The 18,758-nt window shown below is 64.5% G+C and carries 19 protein-coding genes; 4 read left to right on the forward strand and 15 right to left on the reverse strand.

The features are described from left to right. Positions 1-1,186, forward strand: a 1,186-nt coding sequence (locus V6M49_RS06870) for an HNH endonuclease signature motif containing protein (protein WP_332760648.1), incomplete at its 5' end; no start/stop codon positions are given. On the opposite strand, the gene V6M49_RS06875 is transcribed toward V6M49_RS06870, so the two are convergent. After that, a complete protein-coding gene (locus V6M49_RS06875; RefSeq protein WP_332760649.1) occupies positions 1,110-2,249 on the reverse strand; it encodes a helix-turn-helix transcriptional regulator in 1,140 nt (379 codons plus the stop codon). The two genes, V6M49_RS06870 and V6M49_RS06875, sit on opposite strands and share 77 nt — an antisense overlap. A 209-nt stretch (positions 2,250-2,458) precedes the next feature. Between V6M49_RS06875 and V6M49_RS06880 the strand changes: the two genes are divergently transcribed. Further along, entirely contained in the window at positions 2,459-2,740 is a 282-nt protein-coding gene (locus V6M49_RS06880) for a hypothetical protein (protein ID WP_332760650.1), read from the forward strand. Positions 2,741-2,810: 70 nt separating this feature from the next. Here V6M49_RS06880 and V6M49_RS06885 read toward each other — a convergent pair whose 3' ends face one another. The 10 genes from V6M49_RS06885 to truB form a co-directional block, all read right to left on the reverse strand. After that, positions 2,811-3,272, reverse strand: coding sequence for a DUF1579 family protein (locus V6M49_RS06885; protein WP_332760651.1), 462 nt, complete (start codon positions 3,270-3,272; stop codon positions 2,811-2,813). 31 nt (positions 3,273-3,303) lie between these two features. Then, positions 3,304-4,647: a M16 family metallopeptidase gene (locus V6M49_RS06890; RefSeq protein ID WP_056348420.1), complete on the reverse strand. Its 1,344-nt coding sequence runs from the start codon at positions 4,645-4,647 to the stop codon at positions 3,304-3,306. A gap of 124 nt (positions 4,648-4,771) precedes the next feature. Continuing rightward, positions 4,772-7,024 carry a polyribonucleotide nucleotidyltransferase gene (locus V6M49_RS06895; RefSeq protein ID WP_332760659.1) on the reverse strand — a complete coding sequence of 751 codons (2,253 nt, stop codon included), beginning with the start codon at positions 7,022-7,024 and terminating at the stop codon, positions 4,772-4,774. A gap of 248 nt (positions 7,025-7,272) precedes the next feature. Then, positions 7,273-7,542 carry a 30S ribosomal protein S15 gene (rpsO, locus tag V6M49_RS06900; protein WP_056348417.1) on the reverse strand — a complete coding sequence of 90 codons (270 nt, stop codon included), beginning with the start codon at positions 7,540-7,542 and terminating at the stop codon, positions 7,273-7,275. A gap of 242 nt (positions 7,543-7,784) precedes the next feature. Beyond that, positions 7,785-9,020 carry a kynureninase gene (gene kynU, locus V6M49_RS06905; protein ID WP_332760660.1) on the reverse strand — a complete coding sequence of 412 codons (1,236 nt, stop codon included), beginning with the start codon at positions 9,018-9,020 and terminating at the stop codon, positions 7,785-7,787. 20 nt (positions 9,021-9,040) lie between these two features. Beyond that, positions 9,041-9,895 carry a tryptophan 2,3-dioxygenase gene (gene kynA, locus V6M49_RS06910; protein WP_332760652.1) on the reverse strand — a complete coding sequence of 285 codons (855 nt, stop codon included), beginning with the start codon at positions 9,893-9,895 and terminating at the stop codon, positions 9,041-9,043. 40 nt (positions 9,896-9,935) lie between these two features. Further along, on the reverse strand, positions 9,936-10,919 hold the full coding sequence (locus V6M49_RS06915; protein WP_332760653.1) for a bifunctional riboflavin kinase/FAD synthetase: 984 nt from the start codon (positions 10,917-10,919) through the stop codon (positions 9,936-9,938). A 185-nt stretch (positions 10,920-11,104) separates the two neighbouring features. Continuing rightward, entirely contained in the window at positions 11,105-11,575 is a 471-nt protein-coding gene (locus tag V6M49_RS06920) for a hypothetical protein (protein WP_141140008.1), read from the reverse strand. 1 nt (position 11,576) lies between these two features. Next, on the reverse strand, positions 11,577-11,930 hold the full coding sequence (locus tag V6M49_RS06925) for a hypothetical protein (protein WP_141140007.1): 354 nt from the start codon (positions 11,928-11,930) through the stop codon (positions 11,577-11,579). Positions 11,931-11,932: 2 nt separating this feature from the next. After that, positions 11,933-12,931 carry a tRNA pseudouridine(55) synthase TruB gene (gene truB, locus V6M49_RS06930; RefSeq protein WP_332760654.1) on the reverse strand — a complete coding sequence of 333 codons (999 nt, stop codon included), beginning with the start codon at positions 12,929-12,931 and terminating at the stop codon, positions 11,933-11,935. A gap of 69 nt (positions 12,932-13,000) precedes the next feature. Here truB and V6M49_RS06935 point away from each other — a divergent pair, with 69 nt between their 5' ends. Next, positions 13,001-14,164 carry a pyridoxal phosphate-dependent aminotransferase gene (locus tag V6M49_RS06935; RefSeq protein ID WP_332760655.1) on the forward strand — a complete coding sequence of 388 codons (1,164 nt, stop codon included), beginning with the start codon at positions 13,001-13,003 and terminating at the stop codon, positions 14,162-14,164. Between the two features lie 10 nt (positions 14,165-14,174). Here V6M49_RS06935 and trxA read toward each other — a convergent pair whose 3' ends face one another. Both trxA and V6M49_RS06945 read right to left on the reverse strand, forming a co-directional pair. Further along, positions 14,175-14,612 (reverse strand): thioredoxin, encoded by a 438-nt coding sequence (gene trxA, locus V6M49_RS06940; RefSeq protein ID WP_141140004.1) that lies wholly within the window; start codon positions 14,610-14,612, stop codon positions 14,175-14,177. A 10-nt stretch (positions 14,613-14,622) separates the two neighbouring features. Then, a complete protein-coding gene (locus V6M49_RS06945) occupies positions 14,623-15,108 on the reverse strand; it encodes a nucleoside deaminase (protein ID WP_332760656.1) in 486 nt (161 codons plus the stop codon). Positions 15,109-15,288: 180 nt separating this feature from the next. On the opposite strand from V6M49_RS06945, the gene V6M49_RS06950 reads away from it, so the two are divergent. After that, a complete protein-coding gene (locus tag V6M49_RS06950; RefSeq protein ID WP_332760657.1) occupies positions 15,289-16,386 on the forward strand; it encodes a ScyD/ScyE family protein in 1,098 nt (365 codons plus the stop codon). Between the two features lie 74 nt (positions 16,387-16,460). Here the strand turns inward: V6M49_RS06950 and rbfA are convergent, their stop codons facing one another. Beyond that, positions 16,461-16,970: a 30S ribosome-binding factor RbfA gene (rbfA, locus tag V6M49_RS06955; RefSeq protein ID WP_104063111.1), complete on the reverse strand. Its 510-nt coding sequence runs from the start codon at positions 16,968-16,970 to the stop codon at positions 16,461-16,463. A gap of 245 nt (positions 16,971-17,215) precedes the next feature. Continuing rightward, on the reverse strand, positions 17,216-18,758 hold a 1,543-nt coding region (infB, locus tag V6M49_RS06960), incomplete at its 5' end, for a translation initiation factor IF-2 (RefSeq protein WP_332760658.1).

The following is an 18,758-nucleotide window of genomic DNA, read 5'->3' on the forward strand; positions in this document are numbered from 1 at the left end:
GGCCGGGACGATTTCGTGGCAGCACGCCCGGATCATGGTCGATGAAACCACCAACCTCGACAGGCCGGGCGCGGCGGCGTTGGAGGCGCATTTCCTGGACCCTCACGTGGTGAATCCGGCACGCGGCCCGGCCGGTGAGCTCATCCCCGGGAGGTTCCGGCACAAGGCCCGGACCTGGCGGGAACGCCACCACCCGGTCAGCATCGAAAAACGCCACATCAAGAGCGCAGCGGACCGGCGCCTGGAATATGCCCCGGACCGGGACGGTATGGCCTGGCTCTCCGCGTACCTCCCCGCGGACCAGGCGGCCGCGATCTGGGACCGCACCACCTCTGCGGCCAGGGCGTTGCAGGGGCCTCATGAGGGCCGGAACCTCAGTCAGCTCCGGGCCGACACCGTCGCCACCTGTCTCCTGAGTGCCACAGATAATGCGGCCGGGGATATAAATGGGAATGACCATGTTCCGTCACCGCGGGCACAGGTCCTCGTTACCGTCCCGATGTTCTCGCTGCTGGGCCTCACGGACGAGCCGGCCATGTTGGACGGGTACGGGCCGATCCCACCTTCCATGGCCCGCCACTTGATCGCCGACGGCGCCGAATCCTTCCACCGCGTCCTGACAGACCCCCGCGACGGAGCACCGCTCGAGATCGGGCGGACCAGCTACCGGCTCACCAAAGCCCAACGCCAATGGCTGCGGTTGCGCGACGGGAAATGCCCGTTCCCCGGCTGCAGCAACCACTCCCTCGACAACGAAGCCGACCACCTCCTCGCCTGGGCCCACGGCGGCACCACCGGCATTTCAAATCTCGGCCAACCCTGCCGCAAACACCACAGGCTCAGACACACCACAGCCTGGAAACCCACCACCGCCAGTAAGAATGAACCACCCGGCTGGATATCACCCACCGGACGGCACTACCAAAGCGAACACCCCGACTGGGAACCACCGACCTGGCCAGCCAACATCCCCATGCCCCGCGCCGGCACCAGCACCGGTTCGGTCTTGGACGCGGATCTGGACTTGGAACTCGAGCTGGACCTGAACCTGGACCTGGACACAAGCCTGCCACCGGCGTGGAGCTCAATGGAGCTGAATCGCGTTTCGGTTACTGGGCCGTTCCCATCGCCAGGGCCAACAACGTCGCGCGGCTATGGACGCCGCATGTCTCGAAAATCTGCTTGAACTGATCCTGGACGGAATACGCCCCGATCCCCAAGGCAGCAGCCATGGCGTTAGTGTCAGCGCCGCTGGCTGCAAGCTCAAACAATTGCCGCTGCCGTGTTGTCAGCCCGAAGCTTCGGGCGAACATGTCAAGCCTTGCCTCCGGAGGACAGGCCTGGATGGTGACGGCCAATGGCGGAATGGCCGCCGTGCCGGTGGAGTCCATCCGGCTGGCCTGGAGGAGGGCCCACTGGCCTGACCCTATGTGCACACGGGCGGACGCAGGATGACGATCCACGCCCGCTTCACGCGCCAGCAATTGGGCAGCGACGTTGAGGACCTCGGCCGGTACGCGTTGAAAGGGACGCGGGCCGGCCTGGAGCAGTCCAAGCCATTCCTCCACCGAAGCGGTTCCACCCACCACCGCCATATCCGCATCCAGAGTCAGCACAGCCTGCTGAGGCAAGTCCGGCCCAGGACGTTCGCCGATGGCTGACGCCCGCTTACGGACCACCTCGTGTCCTACGGGGTCGCGTCCGTCAGACACCTCCAGGAGAAATTGCCGGGCTATCGAACGACGAAGGGCGGGGGTCACTTCGTGCACGACGGCAGCGAGGTATCCCACTTCCTCGGCACTAAACGGATCGTCCGGATCGGTTCGCCAGAGGTCAAGCCAACCCCAGCAGCCGTGTTTGTCCGCCAGCACTGCGAACAGGACATCGGACACTCCGTAGCGCTTCATCAGGCCATCCCATAGCAGGCTCCGTGATGGATCGCCGGCCGTTTCGCGCAGCAGCGTCGTCACCGGCGACGGGCTGATCGCCAACTGCGTCCACCGACCTGCTGGCGTCAGATACTTGAGGCGGATCAGCAACGGCAGCTCGTCCGGGCACGGTATCCGGGCCATGGGCGACATGCCCGTCGCCGTCAGCGGATCTGAGAGCGGCCACACGAAAGCACTGAACGGAAGCACCCGGCCCAACTCAGCGAGCACAGCGGTGCGTAATGAGTGGTGATCCGGGGCGGAATCGCCAAGGAGCCGGATGCGTTCAAGGCTCCGGTTCCAGGGCCTGCCAGGGGTCATTCCCCCAGTATGCGCTCTGTCGACAGCGGCGGTGCTTCCTACCAAGACCCCAGATTTCTGGGATACCGGCCACATCGGCCAGCGGCTTACCGTGACACTACGCAACGCAGCGAAACAGTGCGGCTATCCCAGCAGAGGGCTGATGGGTTGGGTGCACGGCGGCAAGCAAGCAAGCAAGCAACACAGCGATCAACTGAGGAGCAGCAGCAATGTACACACTGCAAATAGAACATGGCATCAAAGACTTTGGCATGTGGAAAGCGGCCTTCGACCGGGATCCGGTGGACCGTGCTGCCTCCGGAGTCGTCGGCCACCGGATTTCCCGGCCTGTGGATGATTCCCACTACGTGGTGGTGGAACTTGATTTCAACGAGCGTGGCCAGGCTGAGCAATTGCTGGCGAACCTGAAAAGTAAAGTGTGGAATTCGTCTTCCGCGGCGCCAGCCTTGAACGGCGCTCCGCGGACAAGGATTCTGGAATCAGCCGGCTGACGGTCGGAATTCTGCACGGGCCCCAAGTGTCCGTTCGCGCGGCAGGTGGGACTCAGGGGTCGGGATGGGGTCAGACGCGGCGGCACTCGGAGGTCATGAAAGGGACAAAGTCCTGCCCCTCGCCGAGGCGCAACTCGGCGGTGTGGATCAGCACGTCGTTGTCCACCCGGAAACTATGGCGGGCAGTCCCCCGGTCGCTGTGGCGCTCGACGCGCAGCACACCGTCCACCCACGTGCAGCGGGCCGGGGCTCCCGGCGGCATGCCCATGCTGTCCACGTGGTACCAGAGGATGTCGTTGTGGTCAGGGTCGACAGTAAAAACGCCGTGGCCTTCAAAGTGCGTGCCATCGGCTTCGGTGTGTCTGTAACTTTGCACGACGGCGTAGCCTCCGGCAGCCCTGGTATAACTGATTTCCGCCGAGGCCGTGCGCTTGGGCCCCCAGGCCGAAGCGTTCAGCCGGGTGGTGCCGCGCCAATGGCCCAGGAAGTTCTCCAGGACGGCGTGCACCGTGCCCGGCTGCGGAAAGTTCATAGGTTCATTATGGCGGGCGCAGGCCTGCCGGTCAGAGACCGAAGGTTTCGGTCTCCTCGAATGGGCCCACCACGGTGACAGTCCGCGGGGCGGCTGCCAGTTCCCTGGCAAGCTCCTGGACCTCCTGCGCGGTGACCGCCTTGATCTGGCGGAGGGTCTCGTCGATGTCCTGGTATTCGCCGGACACGAGTTCAGCGCGGCCCAGGCGGGACATGCGGGAACCCGTGTCCTCCAGTGCCAGGACAATTCCACCGCACAGCTGCCCCACGGCCTTGCGCAGTTCGTCGTCGGAGATGCCGCCTTCGGCAAGCTTGTCCAGCTCGAGCCCCAGCAGGTCCAGCACCTGGCGGACCTTGGATGGTGTGCAGCCTGCGTACATCCCGAAGTAGCCGGCGTCCGCGTAGGAGGAGGCAAAGGAGTACGTGGAGTACACCAGGCCACGCTTTTCGCGGATTTCCTGGAACAGCCGCGAAGACATCCCGCCGCCCAGGACGGCGTTGAGGACGCTCATGACGTAGCGGCGTTCATCGGTGGCCACAATCGTGGGGCAGCCCATGATGATGTTCGCCTGTTCCACCGCACGCTTGACCACATGCAGCCCGGCTGTGCCGGTGATGTCCGCCCGCTCGGTGGAGCGGCGATCCACGGGGGCGGCATCCGGCTCAAGTGACCACCCGGCAGTGTGGAGGGCGTCCACCACAAGGCTGCAGACGACGTCGTGCTCCAGGCCCCCGGCGGCGGTGATGACCAGCTCATCCGGGCGGTAGTAACGGCGGTAGTGCTCCCAGACGGAGTCGCGGGCGACGGCGCGGATCGCGGCGGGCGTACCGCCGATAGGGCGGCCCAGCGGGTGGGTGCCCAGGACGGCAGCCACAAAGTTTTCATGCGCAACGTCCGTGGGGTCATCGCTGTCCATGGCGATTTCCTCCAGGATGACGTCGCGCTCCTGCTCCATCTCGGCCGGATCCAGGACGGCACCGGTGATCATGTCGGCAATGACGTCGATGGCCATGGGCAGGTCCGTGTCCAGCACCCGCGCGAAATAGCACGTGCTCTCCTTGGCCGTGGCTGCGTTGGACTCCCCGCCCACCTCGTCAAAGGCCGAGGCGATTTCCAGGGCAGTGCGGCGTTTGGTCCCCTTGAACAGAAGGTGCTCCAGGAAGTGCGTGGAGCCGTGCTGGCCCGGGGCTTCATCGCGTGACCCGACGCCCACCCAGAAACCGATGGTCGCCGAACGCTGGCCCGGCATCGCTTCGGTGAGCACCCGTACGCCGCCCGGCAGCACCGAACGCCGGACAACGGAGCCGCCGTCGGAGCCGTGGACCAGGGTGTCGCCGGGCTGGTTCTGCTCAAGCGGCAGGGGTACAACAGTCATTGAAGCCTTTCGGGAGCGGCAGCCGGATCTGGCTGCCATCGTAACAGCGGCGGGGCCGGTGGATCATCCACCGGCCCCGCCGATTCATGCTGTGTGGAGGAAGATGCTACTCCGCGTCAGTGGACTACTCCGCTTCGGCAGCGCCCTCTGCGGCGGAAGCGTCAACGCTCTCGGCGCCTTCTTCTTCAGCCACCACGGGGGACAGCGACAGCTTTCCACGGTCATCGATCTTGGTGATTTCCACCTGGATCTTCTGGCCGACGGAAACCACGTCATCCACGTTGTCCACGCGCTTGCCGTTGGCCAGCTTGCGCAGCTCGGAGATGTGCAGCAGGCCGTCCTTGCCCGGAGTCAGGGAAATGAAGGCACCGAAGGTGGTGGTCTTGACGACCGTACCCAGGTAACGCTCGCCGATTTCCGGGATCTGCGGGTTGGCAATGGCGTTGATGGCGGAGCGTGCTGCGTCAGCAGACGGACCGTTGGTGGCGCCAATGTAGACCGTGCCGTCGTCCTCGATGGAGATGTCGGCGCCGGTGTCTTCCTGGATCTGGTTGATCATTTTGCCCTTGGGCCCAATGACCTCGCCGATCTTGTCAACCGGGATCTTGACCGCGATGACGCGCGGCGCGAACTCGGAGAGCTCATCCGGTGTGTCGATCGCGGAGTTCAGGACGTCCAGGATGTGCAGTCGGGCTTCGCGGGCCTGCTTCAGCGCTGCTGCCAGCACGGAAGCGGGGATGCCGTCGAGCTTCGTGTCCAGCTGGATGGCCGTAACGAATTCGGCGGTGCCGGCAACCTTGAAGTCCATGTCGCCGAAAGCATCTTCGGCGCCGAGGATATCGGTCAGGGCTGCGTAACGGGTCTGGCCGTCAACCTGGTCGGAGACCAGGCCCATGGCGATACCTGCAACAGCTGCCTTCAGCGGCACACCTGCATTGAGCAGGGACAGCGTCGAAGCGCAGACGGAACCCATCGACGTCGAACCGTTGGAGCTGAGAGCCTCAGACACCTGGCGGATCGCGTAGGGGAATTCCTCGCGGGACGGCAGCACCGGCATGATGGCGCGCTCGGCGAGGGCGCCGTGGCCGATTTCGCGGCGCTTGGGCGAACCCACGCGGCCGGTCTCGCCGGTGGAGTACGGCGGGAAGTTGTAGTTGTGCATGTAGCGCTTGCGCGTGACGGGCGACAGCGAATCGATCTGCTGTTCCATCTTGAGCATGTTCAGCGTGGTGACACCCATGATCTGGGTTTCGCCGCGCTCGAAGATTGCCGAGCCGTGCACACGGGGCAGAACCTCAACCTCGGCGGTGAGCTGGCGGATGTCCGTCAGGCCACGGCCGTCAATGCGGATCTGGTCCTTGAGGATGCGCTGGCGCACAACCTGCTTGGTAACCGAGCGGAATGCTGCGGACAGCTCCTTGTCGCGGCCTTCGAACTGGCCGGCCAGGGAAGAAGTGACTTCGTCCTTGAGCGCATCCGTTGCAACGTCGCGTTCCTGCTTGTCGGCGATCTGGAAGATAGCGGCCAGCTTCTCAGCGGCAGCGGACTCAACAGCGGCGTAGACGTCATCCTGGTAGTCCAGGAAGACCGGGAACTCAACGGTGGGCTTGGCAGCGCGTGCAGCCAGGTCCGCCTGGGCCTCGCAGAGTGCCTTGATGAACGGCTTGGCAGCCTCGAGGCCCTCGGAGACAACCTCTTCGGTGGGAGCAGTTGCGCCCTGTTCCTTGATGAGGTTCCAGGAGTTGTCGGTTGCTTCGGCTTCGACCATCATGATGGCGACGTCGTCACCGGCAACGCGGCCGGCTACAACCATGTTGAACACGGAGTTCTCGAGCTGGGAGTGCTTGGGGAAAGCAACCCACTGCGAACCCTGCTCGTCGGCGACGAGGGCAACGCGGACGCCGCCGATCGGGCCGGAGAACGGCAGGCCCGAGAGCTGGGTGGACATGGAGGAGGCGTTGATGGCCACCACGTCGTAAAGCTCGTCAGGGTTGATGGCCAGGACGGTCACCACGATCTGGACCTCGTTGCGCAGGCCCTTGACGAAGGCCGGACGCAGCGGGCGGTCCATGAGGCGGCAGGCCAGGATGGCCTCGGTGGACGGGCGGCCTTCACGGCGGAAGAACGAGCCCGGGATACGGCCGGCGGCGTACATGCGCTCTTCAACGTCAACCGTCAGCGGGAAGAAGTCGAAACCTTCGCGCGGGTGCTTGCCTGCGGTGGTGGCGGACAGCAGCGCGGTGTCTTCGTCGATGTACACCATGGCTGCGCCGGCTGCCTGCTTGGCAAGACGGCCGGTTTCAAAGCGGATTACACGCTTGCCAAAGCGGCCATTGTCAATGACTGCTTCTGAGAACTGGATTTCGGGACCCTCCAAGAGAGTCACCTCCGTTTCTTGTTTCACGGAGTCCAGCCGCATCAACCCAGTCCAGCATCTGTCTACTGGCCTGCACTGCACCCGGTCATCGATCGAGACCCACGGGCCGAGGGCTTCATTCTTCGAAGCCGTTCCCGGGGATCACTACCGAGGACCGCGAATGCGTGATGCGGTTGATCCTCCTGTTTAATTTTCTTCTGAAGAAGGCGGCCCTTTCCGTCACGGAAGGGGCCGCCCCTTAAAGCTGACTAGCGGCGCAGGCCGAGACGCTCGATGAGCGCACGGTAGCGGGTGATGTCAGTGTTCTTGAGGTAGGTGAGCATACGCTTGCGACGACCCACCATTGCCAGCAGACCGCGCTGGGTGTGGTAATCGTGCTTGTGCACCTTCATGTGCTCAGTCAGATCCTTGATCCGCTGAGTCAGGACTGCAACCTGGACCTCCGGCGAACCGGTGTCGCCCTCGGACGTTGCGAAATCCTGAATGATGGACTGCTTTACAGCGGCGTCAAGTGCCACAATAACTCCTAGAGATGTGCCGTGAGGCCCGATTCAGTACTTCACTGCCGGGTCTGCCCGCGCGGAAATCCCCCGGAAACCAGGGACTTTCCACACATGGCAGGAACCAGCCGCCACGGACTGCAGCCGGATCCATCTGTTAGTTTACCGGCCCCGCCGCAATCTTGTCGAAACAGCCGCCGCCAGGCAGTTCCTGCCGTCACCAACAGCCGTCGGCCAGCAGTCAGGCAAAAGGCACCGCCTCAGCGACGCAGCTGATCCCGAATGGCGGCCATCCCCCGGAACAGCTCCGCGAAGCTGGTGCTCAAGGGCGACAGCCCCACGCGGATCCCGTGGGGTGCGCGGAAGTCCGGGATGACGTCCTGTTCCCACAGCGCCGCCGTCACGTTCCTGAACGCCGGATGGTCCAGGGTGATGTGGCTCCCGCGAAGCTCCGGATCGCGCGGCGATGCCAGCTCGACGCCCGCCGGTTCCAGCCATGCCTCAAACAGCTGAACGGCGAAGGCTGTGAGTTTCAGGGACTTCTCCCGGATGGCAGCCATGCCGGCCTCTTCGATGAGGTCCAGGGTGCCGCGCATGGCCAACATCCCGAAGATGGCCGGAGTGCCGCTGAGGAAACTCCGGATACCGGGCGCCGGCTCGTAGCCTGCGGCCATCTCGAACGCGTCCTTGCGTCCCATCCAGCCCCAGATCGGCTGCTTCAGACCGGACAGGTGCCTACGATTGACGTAGGCGAACGCCGGCGAGCCCGGTCCTCCGTTGAGGTACTTGTAGGTGCAGCCCGCGGCAAAATCCACGTTTGCCCCGTCCAGGTCCAGCTCCACGGATCCGGCGGAGTGGCACAGGTCCCAGACCACCAGCGCCCCCGCGCTGTGTGCAACTTCCGTGATGCCCGGAAGGTCGGCCAGGAAGCCTGAGCGGTAGGCCACGTGGCTCAAAAGTACGACGGCGGTGGCCGGGCCGGTTGCGTGCCGCACCTGTTCGACGGTGACGCCGGACGCCGGATCCGCTTCGATCCACCGCAGGGTGAGTCCTTCCTCACGGGCGATGCCCTCGACCAGGTAGCGGTCCGTGGGGAAGTTATCCGTGTCCAGGACAATCTCTGTGCGGGCCGGGTCAGACACGGTGGCCAGCGCGGCGCGGATCAGCTTGTAGAGCACCACCGTGGTGGAGTCGGCGATGACGGTCTGGCCCGGGGCTGCGCCGAGGACAGCGCGGCCCAGCTGATCGCCGATGGTCTGGGGCAGGTCCAGCCATTCCTCATCCCAGCCACGGATGAGCCGGCCGCCCCAGCCTTCCCCGATAAAGGTGCTGATGTCCCGCTGTGTCCGCTTCAGCGGGCGCCCCAGGGAATTGCCGTCGAGGTAGGAAAGGGCGGTGTCCGTCCCGATGAAGAGGCCGCGGTAGCGCGCCAACGGGTCGCCTGCATCCAGTTGCGCGGCCTGCTCAAGGAGGGCGGCGGCGTCGTGGTTCTCCATGTTCGTGTCCCTTGCGCTGCTCACTGGCCGATCTCCGTTCGTACCGCGAACAGTTCCGGGAAGAAAGTAAGCTCAAGGGCCTTTTGCAGGAAGGCAGCGCCGCTGGATCCCCCGGTTCCGGCTTTCATCCCGATGGTCCGCTGGACGGTTCGCAGGTGCCGGAACCGCCAGAGCTGGAAATTATCTTCCAGGTCCACCAGTTCCTCGCACGCCTCGTAGGCACCCCAGTTAGCGGCGGCGTTTTCGTAGATGTGCTTGAACAGCGGCACCAGCTCAGGGCAGAACTCGTGGGCACGGGTGACGTCCCGCTCCAGGACGGACTGTGGCACGTCGAAGCCCTGCCGGGCCAGGTAGGCCAGGAACTCGTCGTAGATGCTGGGCGCCTTAAGCACGTCCTCCAGCATGGCGTGCGCGTCCGGGTCAGATTCGAAGACCGGCAGCATTTTTCGGTTTTTGTTGCCGAGGATAAACTCCACGGCCCGGTATTGGCTGGACTGGAATCCGGAGGAGTTGCCCAGGAACCCGCGGAACTGGGAGTACTCCGTGGGTGTCAGCGTGGCCAGCACGGACCACTGCTCCGTCAGGGTTTTCTGGATGTGCTTGACCCGGGCGATGCCCTTGAGCGCGGAGCCGAGATCGTCTGTGCGCAGCCAGGCCGCGGCGCTGCGGAGCTCGTGCAGGACCAGCTTGAGCCACAGCTCGGTGGTCTGGTGCTGGATGATGAACAGCATCTCGTCGTGGTGTTCGGGTGTGCTGACCGGCTGCTGTGCACTGAGCAGGGTGGGCAGCTGGAGGTAGGACGCGTAGCTCATCCGGGAACTGAAATCGCGGACTATGCCTTTGTCCAGTTTGCGGGTGTTCTTCTCGACGGCCACGGTGCTGCCTCTCTGGGTGTTTGGTGCGGGTGGGACCGGGTCAGCGCCGCACCAGGAGATCGTGGGCCTGAATAACGTCCAGACGCATCTGGTCAACAAGCGCCTCCGGCCCACGGTATGCCACCATGCCGCGGAGCCGGGCCACAAATTCGACCACTACTGTCTGGCCGTACAGATCGAAATCCTCCACGGCCTCGTGCGGACGGTCAATCACATGGGCTTCGACCTGGCGGCTGACGCCGTCGAACGTGGGATTGGACCCCACCGAGATGGCCGCCGGCCAGCGAGTGCCGGCCTGGTCCACCAGCCAGCCGGCGTAGATGCCGTCCGCGGGGATGAACCCGGTGGCCTCGTGGGCAAGGTTTGCGGTGGGGAACCCGAGTACGCGGCCGCGGGCAGCACCGTGGACAACCTCGCCGCGCATACGGTGGGGCCGTCCCAGCACCGCTGCGGCGGTGGCGACGTCGCCTTCCTGCAATGCTTCACGCACCCAGGTGGAGGAGCAGCGGCGGTCGGTGCCGTCGTCGTCATGCAGCGGGTAGCCTTCCGAACCGAATTCGCTGATGACCTGGACGTCGAAGTCGAACTTTTCGCCCAGCTGCTTCATGGTGTTAAGGTCACCGGAGTTGCCGCGGCCGAACCGGGAATCGTGTCCGATCACCACGTGGCTGGCATGCAGGCTGTCCACCAGGACCTGGCCCACAAATTCCTCAGGGGTGAGGCTGGCCAGGTTCAGCGAGTACTTCATCACCAAAATGGCATCCAGGCCCAGCTCCCCCAGCGCCACCAGTTTGTCCTGCAGGCCCATGATCATTTCGGGCGCGGACTCCGGGCGGTGGATCAGGGCCGGGTGCGGGTCAAAGGTGACGGCAACGGCCTTCGTCCCGTTGAAGCGGGCCGAGCGGATTAGCTCGGAAAGCACTTGCTGGTGCCCGCGATGGACGCCGTCGAAGTTGCCAAAAGTGACAACGGAGGGACCAAAGTCCGCCGGGACCTCGGACGGATCGTTCCAGATGTAGACCATCACCCTCGCCTTTTACTGCCTAAAACTGACATCTCTCCGAACGCACCGGCGCCGGAACTCTCTAAGATTACCCGCAATCAGTACTGCTGCCGGACGGCGCCGGGCCAACTGGATGGCACGCGCGGACGTGTCCGGAGGCCCGACCGCGGAGGCCGATCGCTGGTGCTGTTTGCTGCTGGTGCGGTCTACTGTTGGTTCGGCCGGCGCCGGTACAGCCACACCAGACCCAGGACAGGCAGCAGCAGCGGAATAAACGCGTACCCCCGGCCAAAAAGGGACCAGACGGTCTCATGCGGGAACGCCACAGAATCAAACACGCTCAACGCCCCCACCACCAGCACTCCGACGAGCTCCACCAGGACGGCGGCCAGCGAGATCTTGAACCAGGTGCGGCCGGGCTTGGCCAGGGACACCGTTGCCACCACGTAGACCAGCGCGGCGAACGCGGAAAGCAGGTAGGCGAGCGGGGCTTCGGAGAACTTGGTCAGGATCTGGTAACCGGCGCGTGCGGTGGCCGAAATGGCAAACACTGCATAGACGGCGATGAGCAGGCGTCCGGGGCCGGTGTTCCGAGTGTCCTTGACGCCGGCCTTGGCATCTGCCTTGGCCCGGGCGGCTTCGGAACGAGGTGCTTTCACGTTGCGTGCTTCTTCCATTTCAGTACCAGATCTGGTTCATGCGGGCGGCCATCACCAAGGCTGTGACACCGACGGCGGCGAGGACAAAGTTGCTCCAGCGGGTCCGTTCCAGGATGGACCAGTACACGGCTGCCGGCGGCAGGAGCATCGCCGTGGCCAGGTATCCCCAGAATTCCCAGGCTTCCCCGGCAATCGGTTCGCCCGCGATCACCCGCACGATCGAACCCACCAGGTAAACCACCAATGCCAGCTCGACGGCGGCAACGGACAGGATGGTGAGGTCGTTGGGGGCTTTTTTCAGGATGCCGGCACCGAGGCAGATTCCGCTGGAGAGCAGGCCGACCACCAGGATGATGTAGAAATAGGCGTCCATGCCTAGGTGTCCCCGCCCGCAGCATCTTCGGGCACAGCATTCTGGGGCACAGCATTCTGGGGCACAGCATTCCGGGGCGCATTTTTTTCGGACGCACCGTTGCCCGGCGCGAATACCAGGACAGGCTTGGCAAAGTTTCCGGAGTCCGCCAGGAGCGCCACGAGGCTGCCGTCCGGCGCGAACGCTGCCGCGGGGTGCTCGGTGGTGGCAGCCGCGGGATCTCCTGCTTCCGATCCCGCTGCGATCCGGCGTCCGAAGGAAATCTCGGTGGCCTCCTCGGCTGTGAGTTCGCGGTTGGGCATCAGTGCCCGGGCAGCCTGGGACATCTCCAGGACATTCAGCTCCTCGGCCAGCTGTTCCAACGTCCGGGCCTGGTCCAGCGAGTAGGGGCCAACGTGGGTCCGGCGGAGGGCGGTCAGGTGGCCGCCCACTCCCAGTCCGTCGCCGAGGTCACGGGCGAGGGCGCGGATATACGTACCGGATGAGCACTCAACGGTGACATCAATGTCCACGACGTCGCCGCCCGCTTCCCGGTTGATGGCGTGAACTTCGAAACGGTGGATGGTGACCGGGCGCGCCGCGAGCTTTACCTCTTCACCGGAGCGGACCCGGGCGTAGGCGCGTTCACCGTTGACTTTAATGGCGCTGACGCTGCTGGGCACCTGCTGGATTTCACCCGTGAGGGCGGCGACGCCGTCGTGAATTGCTTCATCGGCGACGGCGGCGGCGCTGACGGCGGCAATCAGGTCACCTTCGGCGTCGTCCGTGATGGTGGACTGGCCCAGCCGGATGGTTGCCGTGTACGTCTTGGACGTGCCCACGATGTAGGTCAGGAGCCGGGTGGCCTTGTTGATGCCGACCACCAGGACGCCGGTAGCCATGGGATCAAGGGTGCCGGCGTGCCCCACTTTCCGGGTCCCGGCGAGACGCCGCATCCGACCAACCACATCATGGCTGGTCCATCCCTGCGGTTTGTCCACTATCACCAGTCCAGAAAGCACGCTTCCCAGTATATCGGCGCTGGCGACGGTCCCCGCCCAGGTGCGCGGGTGGCGGCTAGGATGGCATCCATGCCTGAGCTTGCGGCGCACGCGCGCGACGTCCCCGTCAACCAGATCCGCGAAATCACCGAGGCCGCCTGGCATACTCCCGGGGCCATCGTCCTGAGCATCGGCGAGCCGGGCTTCGCGCTCCCCCGCCACATCCTGGAAGCCGGCATAGCGTGCCTCGACCGGGACGAAACGAACTACACCCCCAACGCCGGCATCCCGGCCCTCCGTGAAGCGTTCGCCACCCGGTTCCGTGAACGCGCCGGACTCAACACCAGCCTCGGTGCCGAGCGCGTCTACGTGGTGGACGGAGCGCAACAGGGCCTGCACTTCGCCATGAGCCTCCTGCTCTCCCCCGGCGACGAGATCCTGATTCCCAACCCCGGCTACCCCACATTTGCCATGACCAGCCGGCTCCTGAATGCCGTGCCGGTGGGCTACCCGCTGTATCCCGAGCATGACTTCCAGCCGCGGATCCAGGACATTGAAGCGCTCATCACGGACCGGACCCGGGTGCTCATCCTGAATTCCCCGTCCAACCCGCTGGGCGCCGTCCTCGGCGAGGACCTGACCCGGCAACTTGTGGACCTGGCCCGCAAGCGCGATCTCTGGATCATTTCCGACGAATGCTACGAGGCCTTCACTTACGACGTTCCCCACGTCAGCCCGGCCAGGTTCGACAGCGACGTGCCCGGCGAGGCGCGCGTGTTCACGTCACTGACTCTCTCGAAGACGTACGGCCTCACCGGCCTGAGGATCGGCGCCCTGGTTTGTCCGCCGGGGCTGGAGCAGAAGATGAACAACGTGATGGAAGCGATTGTCTCCTGCGTTGCCTCGCCGTCGCAGTATGCAGCGCTCGCGGCACTGACCGGCCCGCAGGACTACGTCCGCCACGCCCATGACCACTACCGGGCCAACCGGGACGCGGCCTCAGCAGTACTGGAGGCCAAGGGAATCCCGTACCTGAGTGCACAGGGAGCCTTCTATCTGTGGGCCAACGTCTCCCATGTCAGCGACGGGGACGTCCGCAGCTGGACCCGACGGTTCCTGGCCGATTCCGGCGTTGCGCTTGCGCCGGGAACTGCCTTTGGCTCGATCGGCGAGGGCTGGGTACGGATCGCGCTGTGCGGTACCCGCAACGACTTGGTGGAGGGTATCGGCAGGCTGCCGAAGCGGGTCGGGTAATCCCGGAAGCCTAGGCGGGGCTGGCGCCCAGCACGCCGTCCACCCAGGACCGTAACACCGCAGCAGGTGCCGCCCCGGCCTGTCTGGCCAGTACCCTTCCACCGTCGATGATCATCAATGTGGGGATGGCCTGGATATCGAACCGGCTGGATAGTCGCGGGGACTGGTCAACGTCAACCTTGACCAGCTTGATCCGGCCGGCCCGTTCAGTGGCCAACGTGTCCAGAACCGGACTCACCATCCGACACGGGCCACACCATTCTGCCCAGAAGTCAACCAGCACGGGAACCGGCGACTGCTCGGCCACCACCGCGAAGTCATCGTCCGCAGCGGCTGTAATCCAGGGAAGGCCCTTCTTGCAGTTTCCGCACCGCGGCCGACCGGACGCGGCGGCCGGGACGCGATTGGTCTTTCCACAGGTCGGGCATTTGATCAGTCCAGTTTCCATAACGAGCGGCTCAGTATCTCTTTCGCCCCGCGTTGCTACGCCACGCGTCAAACGGAGCGTCCGACGCCGGAATGGCGGTATGGGCGACAGGCAGAAGTTCCGGACGGGTGCCGTTGAAATACTCGTAGAACACGGCGTCGTCGAAACCGGCCGCGGCTGCACCATGGCGGTCGGCCGCAAAATAGACGCGATCAATCCGCGCCCACAGCGCGGCTGACAGGCACAGCGGGCACGGCTCGCAGCTGGTGTAGAGCACGGCGCCGCTCAGGTCGAACGTGGCGCCTGCGGCCGCCGCAGTGCGGATTGCCACCACCTCGGCATGGGCCGTGGGGTCGTTGTCCCGGGTGACCCGGTTGATGCCTTCATGGACCCGCCCATCCGGGGTCACCACCAGCGCACCGAACGGCCCGCCGCCGTCGGAGACGTTCCTGACAGCCAGCTCAATGGCCTGTTCCAGGTATCGGGTGGCCTCGTGGTTGTCGCTCGCCTGCGTCATAACTAGATCCTAGCCATGACCCAGGTTTTCGGTTCAAAATAGGGGGCACATTAGGGGGAAATGCTGTCGACGTCATTGCTTTCGCGGGACTAACCTAGCGCCGGGGGCAGTTCGGATCGCTTTGACTTGGTCTCAGGCCAGGCCCCGGCGACGGGGTGCACGTCAACTCCGGAGGATCCAATGAACAAGAAGTTTCCGATCGTCGCGTGCATGGCAGCAGCGGCGATGATCATCCCCGTCGCGCCCGCCACGGCTACGCCGAAACCGTCCGGACCCGAAACCCTGGCGGAGCACCTGATGACGCCGTTGAGCCTGGCCTTGGGTCCTGGCAAGAGCGTCCTCGTCACGCAGAACTTTGCGGGCACGCTGGACCGCGTCGAGGATGACGGGCAAACGACAAACGTTTACACGAATGCGGGCTGGGACGTTGGCGGTGTTGAGACACGGGGCACGACGACGTTTTTCGTCGAAAGCGTCGGGGGAGGCGGCGGAGATCCCACAGCGCTGGCCGGTTATTTGAAGTCAATCGACAGGCGCGGGGAGGTCAGGACCATTGTGGACCTCGCGACCTACGAGCGTCAGAACAACCCGGACGGATTCCAGGACTACGGCTTCGGGTCCGACGTGACCGACGAGTGCCTGGCCCAAATTACGGCCCCGTTCCCGCCGGCACAATACTCCGGGGCGGTCGATTCACACCCCTATGCCACAGCGGTTGACGGCAATACCGTCTTCGTGGCCGACGCCGGGATGAATGCCATCCTCAAGGTCAACGCCGCCACCGGGGAGACTTCCACCCTCGCGGTCCTGCCTCCGCGTCCGGCGGAAGCCACTGCAGAGGCTGCCGCGGCTGTTGGCTTCCCGTCCTGCGTTGTCGGACACGACTACGCATTTGAACCGGTGCCCACCGATGTAGAGATCGGCCCCGACGGCTGGCTGTACGTCTCGTCGCTGCCGGGCGGTCCGGAGGATCCTTCCCTGGGCCACCGCGGCGCCATCTTCCGGGTCAATCCATGGACCGGGGCGATCCACCTGTGGGCCGATGAGATCCTGAGCCCCACGGGCATCGCCGTATCCGGCAGCGGGGACGTCTACGCAGCGTCGATGTTCGGCAATGAGATCGTCAGGATCGACGCCTGGACCCGCGAACAGTCACAGTTCCTGGCCGTCGACGGTCCTGCCGCGGTGGAACTGAGAGGGAAAACCCTCTATGCCACAGCCGGCTTCAGCTTCGCTGACCTCACCGCTGGAACGGTCCTCAAGGCCAGTATCCGGTAGGAAACTCCGGAAACATCCCGCAGACGAAAAAGACCCGGACCCCAACTTCGGGTCCGGGCCTTCTTCGTATGAAGTTACTTGTTGGCGTCTTCGTCGAGGTCTTCGTCGTCGGTGAGGTCAATATCCTCTTCGTCGAAGTCGTCCTCATCGATCTCCACATCGGCGGGAATGTCGCTCTTGTACGGATCGGCCTCGCCGGCGTGCTTGGCGTTTTCGGCCAGCGCAGCCACCTCGGCGTCGCGCTTCTTGGCGGCCCGGAGCAGGTCCTCCAGGTTTGAGGCAACGACGGGGATCTGGTCCGCCACAAATTCCAGCGTCGGCGTCAGGCGGACAGTCACGTTGCGCCCCACCTCCTGGCGGAGCACACCCTTGGCCTTCTCCAGGCCTTTGGCAGCATCGGCCTGCACAGCCTGGTCGCCGAAAACGGTGTAGTAGATCGTGGCATGCTGCAGATCATTGGTCACCCGGGCATCGGTAACAGTAATGCCCTCCAGCCGAGGATCCTTAACCTTCCGGCCCAAGGCCTCAGCAACAACAACCTTAATCCGCTGCGCCAACTTGGCAGCCCGTGCGGGATCAGCCATTTCCACTCCTAAAAATTTGGGATGTACGACGGCGCCGGAACGGTGCCCGCACAACTGTTGGGTTTTGATGCCACGCACCTAAGGCGAGTCTACGACGGACGCCGTTGGGATTTTTTCCGGCGGCCAAGGAGTGGCATCGGGCCTATCGGAGCTGGGTGGCCGACGTCGTAAGACGTTGGCCACCCAGCGAAGGGGCGGGGCCGCCGGAAAAATCCCAGCGGCCCCACCGGCGAAAGCAACGAACCTTAGACGCGCGGCTTTTCGCGCATCTCGAAGGTCTCGATGATGTCGCCCTCGGTGATGTCGTTGAACGAACCAAGACCGATACCACACTCGAAGTCCGTGCGGACCTCAGTGGCGTCGTCCTTGAAGCGCTTGAGCGTCTCAACGGTGAGGTTCTCACCGATGATCTTGCCGTCGCGGCTGATGCGGGCCTTCGTGTTGCGTCGGATGATGCCCGAGCGAACGATGGAACCGGCGATGTTTCCGAACTTGGAAGAGCGGAAGACTTCGCGGACCTCGGCGGTGCCCAGCTGGACCTCTTCGTACTCCGGCTTGAGCATGCCCTTGAGGGCCATCTCGATGTCATCGATTGCTGCGTAGATGACGGAGTAGAAGCGCATGTCCACGCCTTCGCGGTCTGCCAGTTCGGCAACCCGCTCGGCAGGCTTGACGTTGAAGCCGATGATAACGGCGCTGTCGACCGTTGCCAGGTTGACGTCGTTCTGCGTGATGGCACCAACGCCGCGGTGGATGACGCGCAGCTGCACGCCTTCGCCGACGTCGATCTTGAGCAGTGCGTCTTCCAGGGCTTCCACGGCACCGGACACGTCACCCTTGAGGATGAGGTTGAGGGTGTCGATCTTGCCGTCGGCCACGGCCTGGTCGAAGTCTTCCAGGCTGATGCGCTTGCGGCGCTTGGCGAGGGCGGCGTTGCGGTCGGCTGCTTCACGCTTCTCGGCGATCTGGCGGGCGGTGCGCTCGTCAGCGGTCACAAAGAAGGTGTCGCCGGCGCGCGGCACGTTGGACAGACCCAGAACCTGCACGGGGCGGGACGGGCCGGCCTCGGTCAGGACACTGCCGTCGTCGTCGAACATGGCGCGGACGCGGCCGTGAGCCGTACCGGCCACGATCGTGTCACCGACACGCAGGGTGCCGGACTGCACCAGGACGGTGGCCACGGAACCGCGGCCCTTGTCCAGGTTGGCTTCGATCGCGATACCGCGGGCGTCCTTGTTCGGGTTGGCGCGCATGTCCAGGGCAGCGTCCGCGGTGAGCAGGACGGCCTCGAGCAGCTCGTCAATGTTGAGGTTCTGGCGGGCAGAGACCTCCACGAACATGGTGTCGCCACCGTATTCTTCGGGAACCAGGCCGTACTCGGTCAGCTGGCCGCGGACCTTCTCCGGGTTGGCGCCTTCCTTATCGATCTTGTTCACAGCCACCACGATCGGCACATTTGCTGCCTGCGCGTGGTTGAGTGCCTCAACGGTCTGCGGCATTACGCCGTCGTCCGCTGCGACCACCAGGATGGCGATGTCGGTGACCTTCGCACCACGGGCACGCATGGCGGTGAACGCTTCGTGGCCCGGAGTATCGATGAAGGTGATCTTACGATCGATGTCTTCGTGGGTGTGCGTGACCTGGTAAGCACCGATGTGCTGCGTAATGCCGCCGTGCTCGCCCGCCATAACGTCGGACTTGCGGATGGCATCGAGCAGGCGGGTTTTACCGTGGTCAACGTGGCCCATAACGGTGACAACCGGAGGACGTGCCTCGAGGTCTTCGTCG

This window comes from Pseudarthrobacter sp., assembly GCF_036675385.1.
GTDB lineage: Bacteria > Actinomycetota > Actinomycetes > Actinomycetales > Micrococcaceae > Arthrobacter.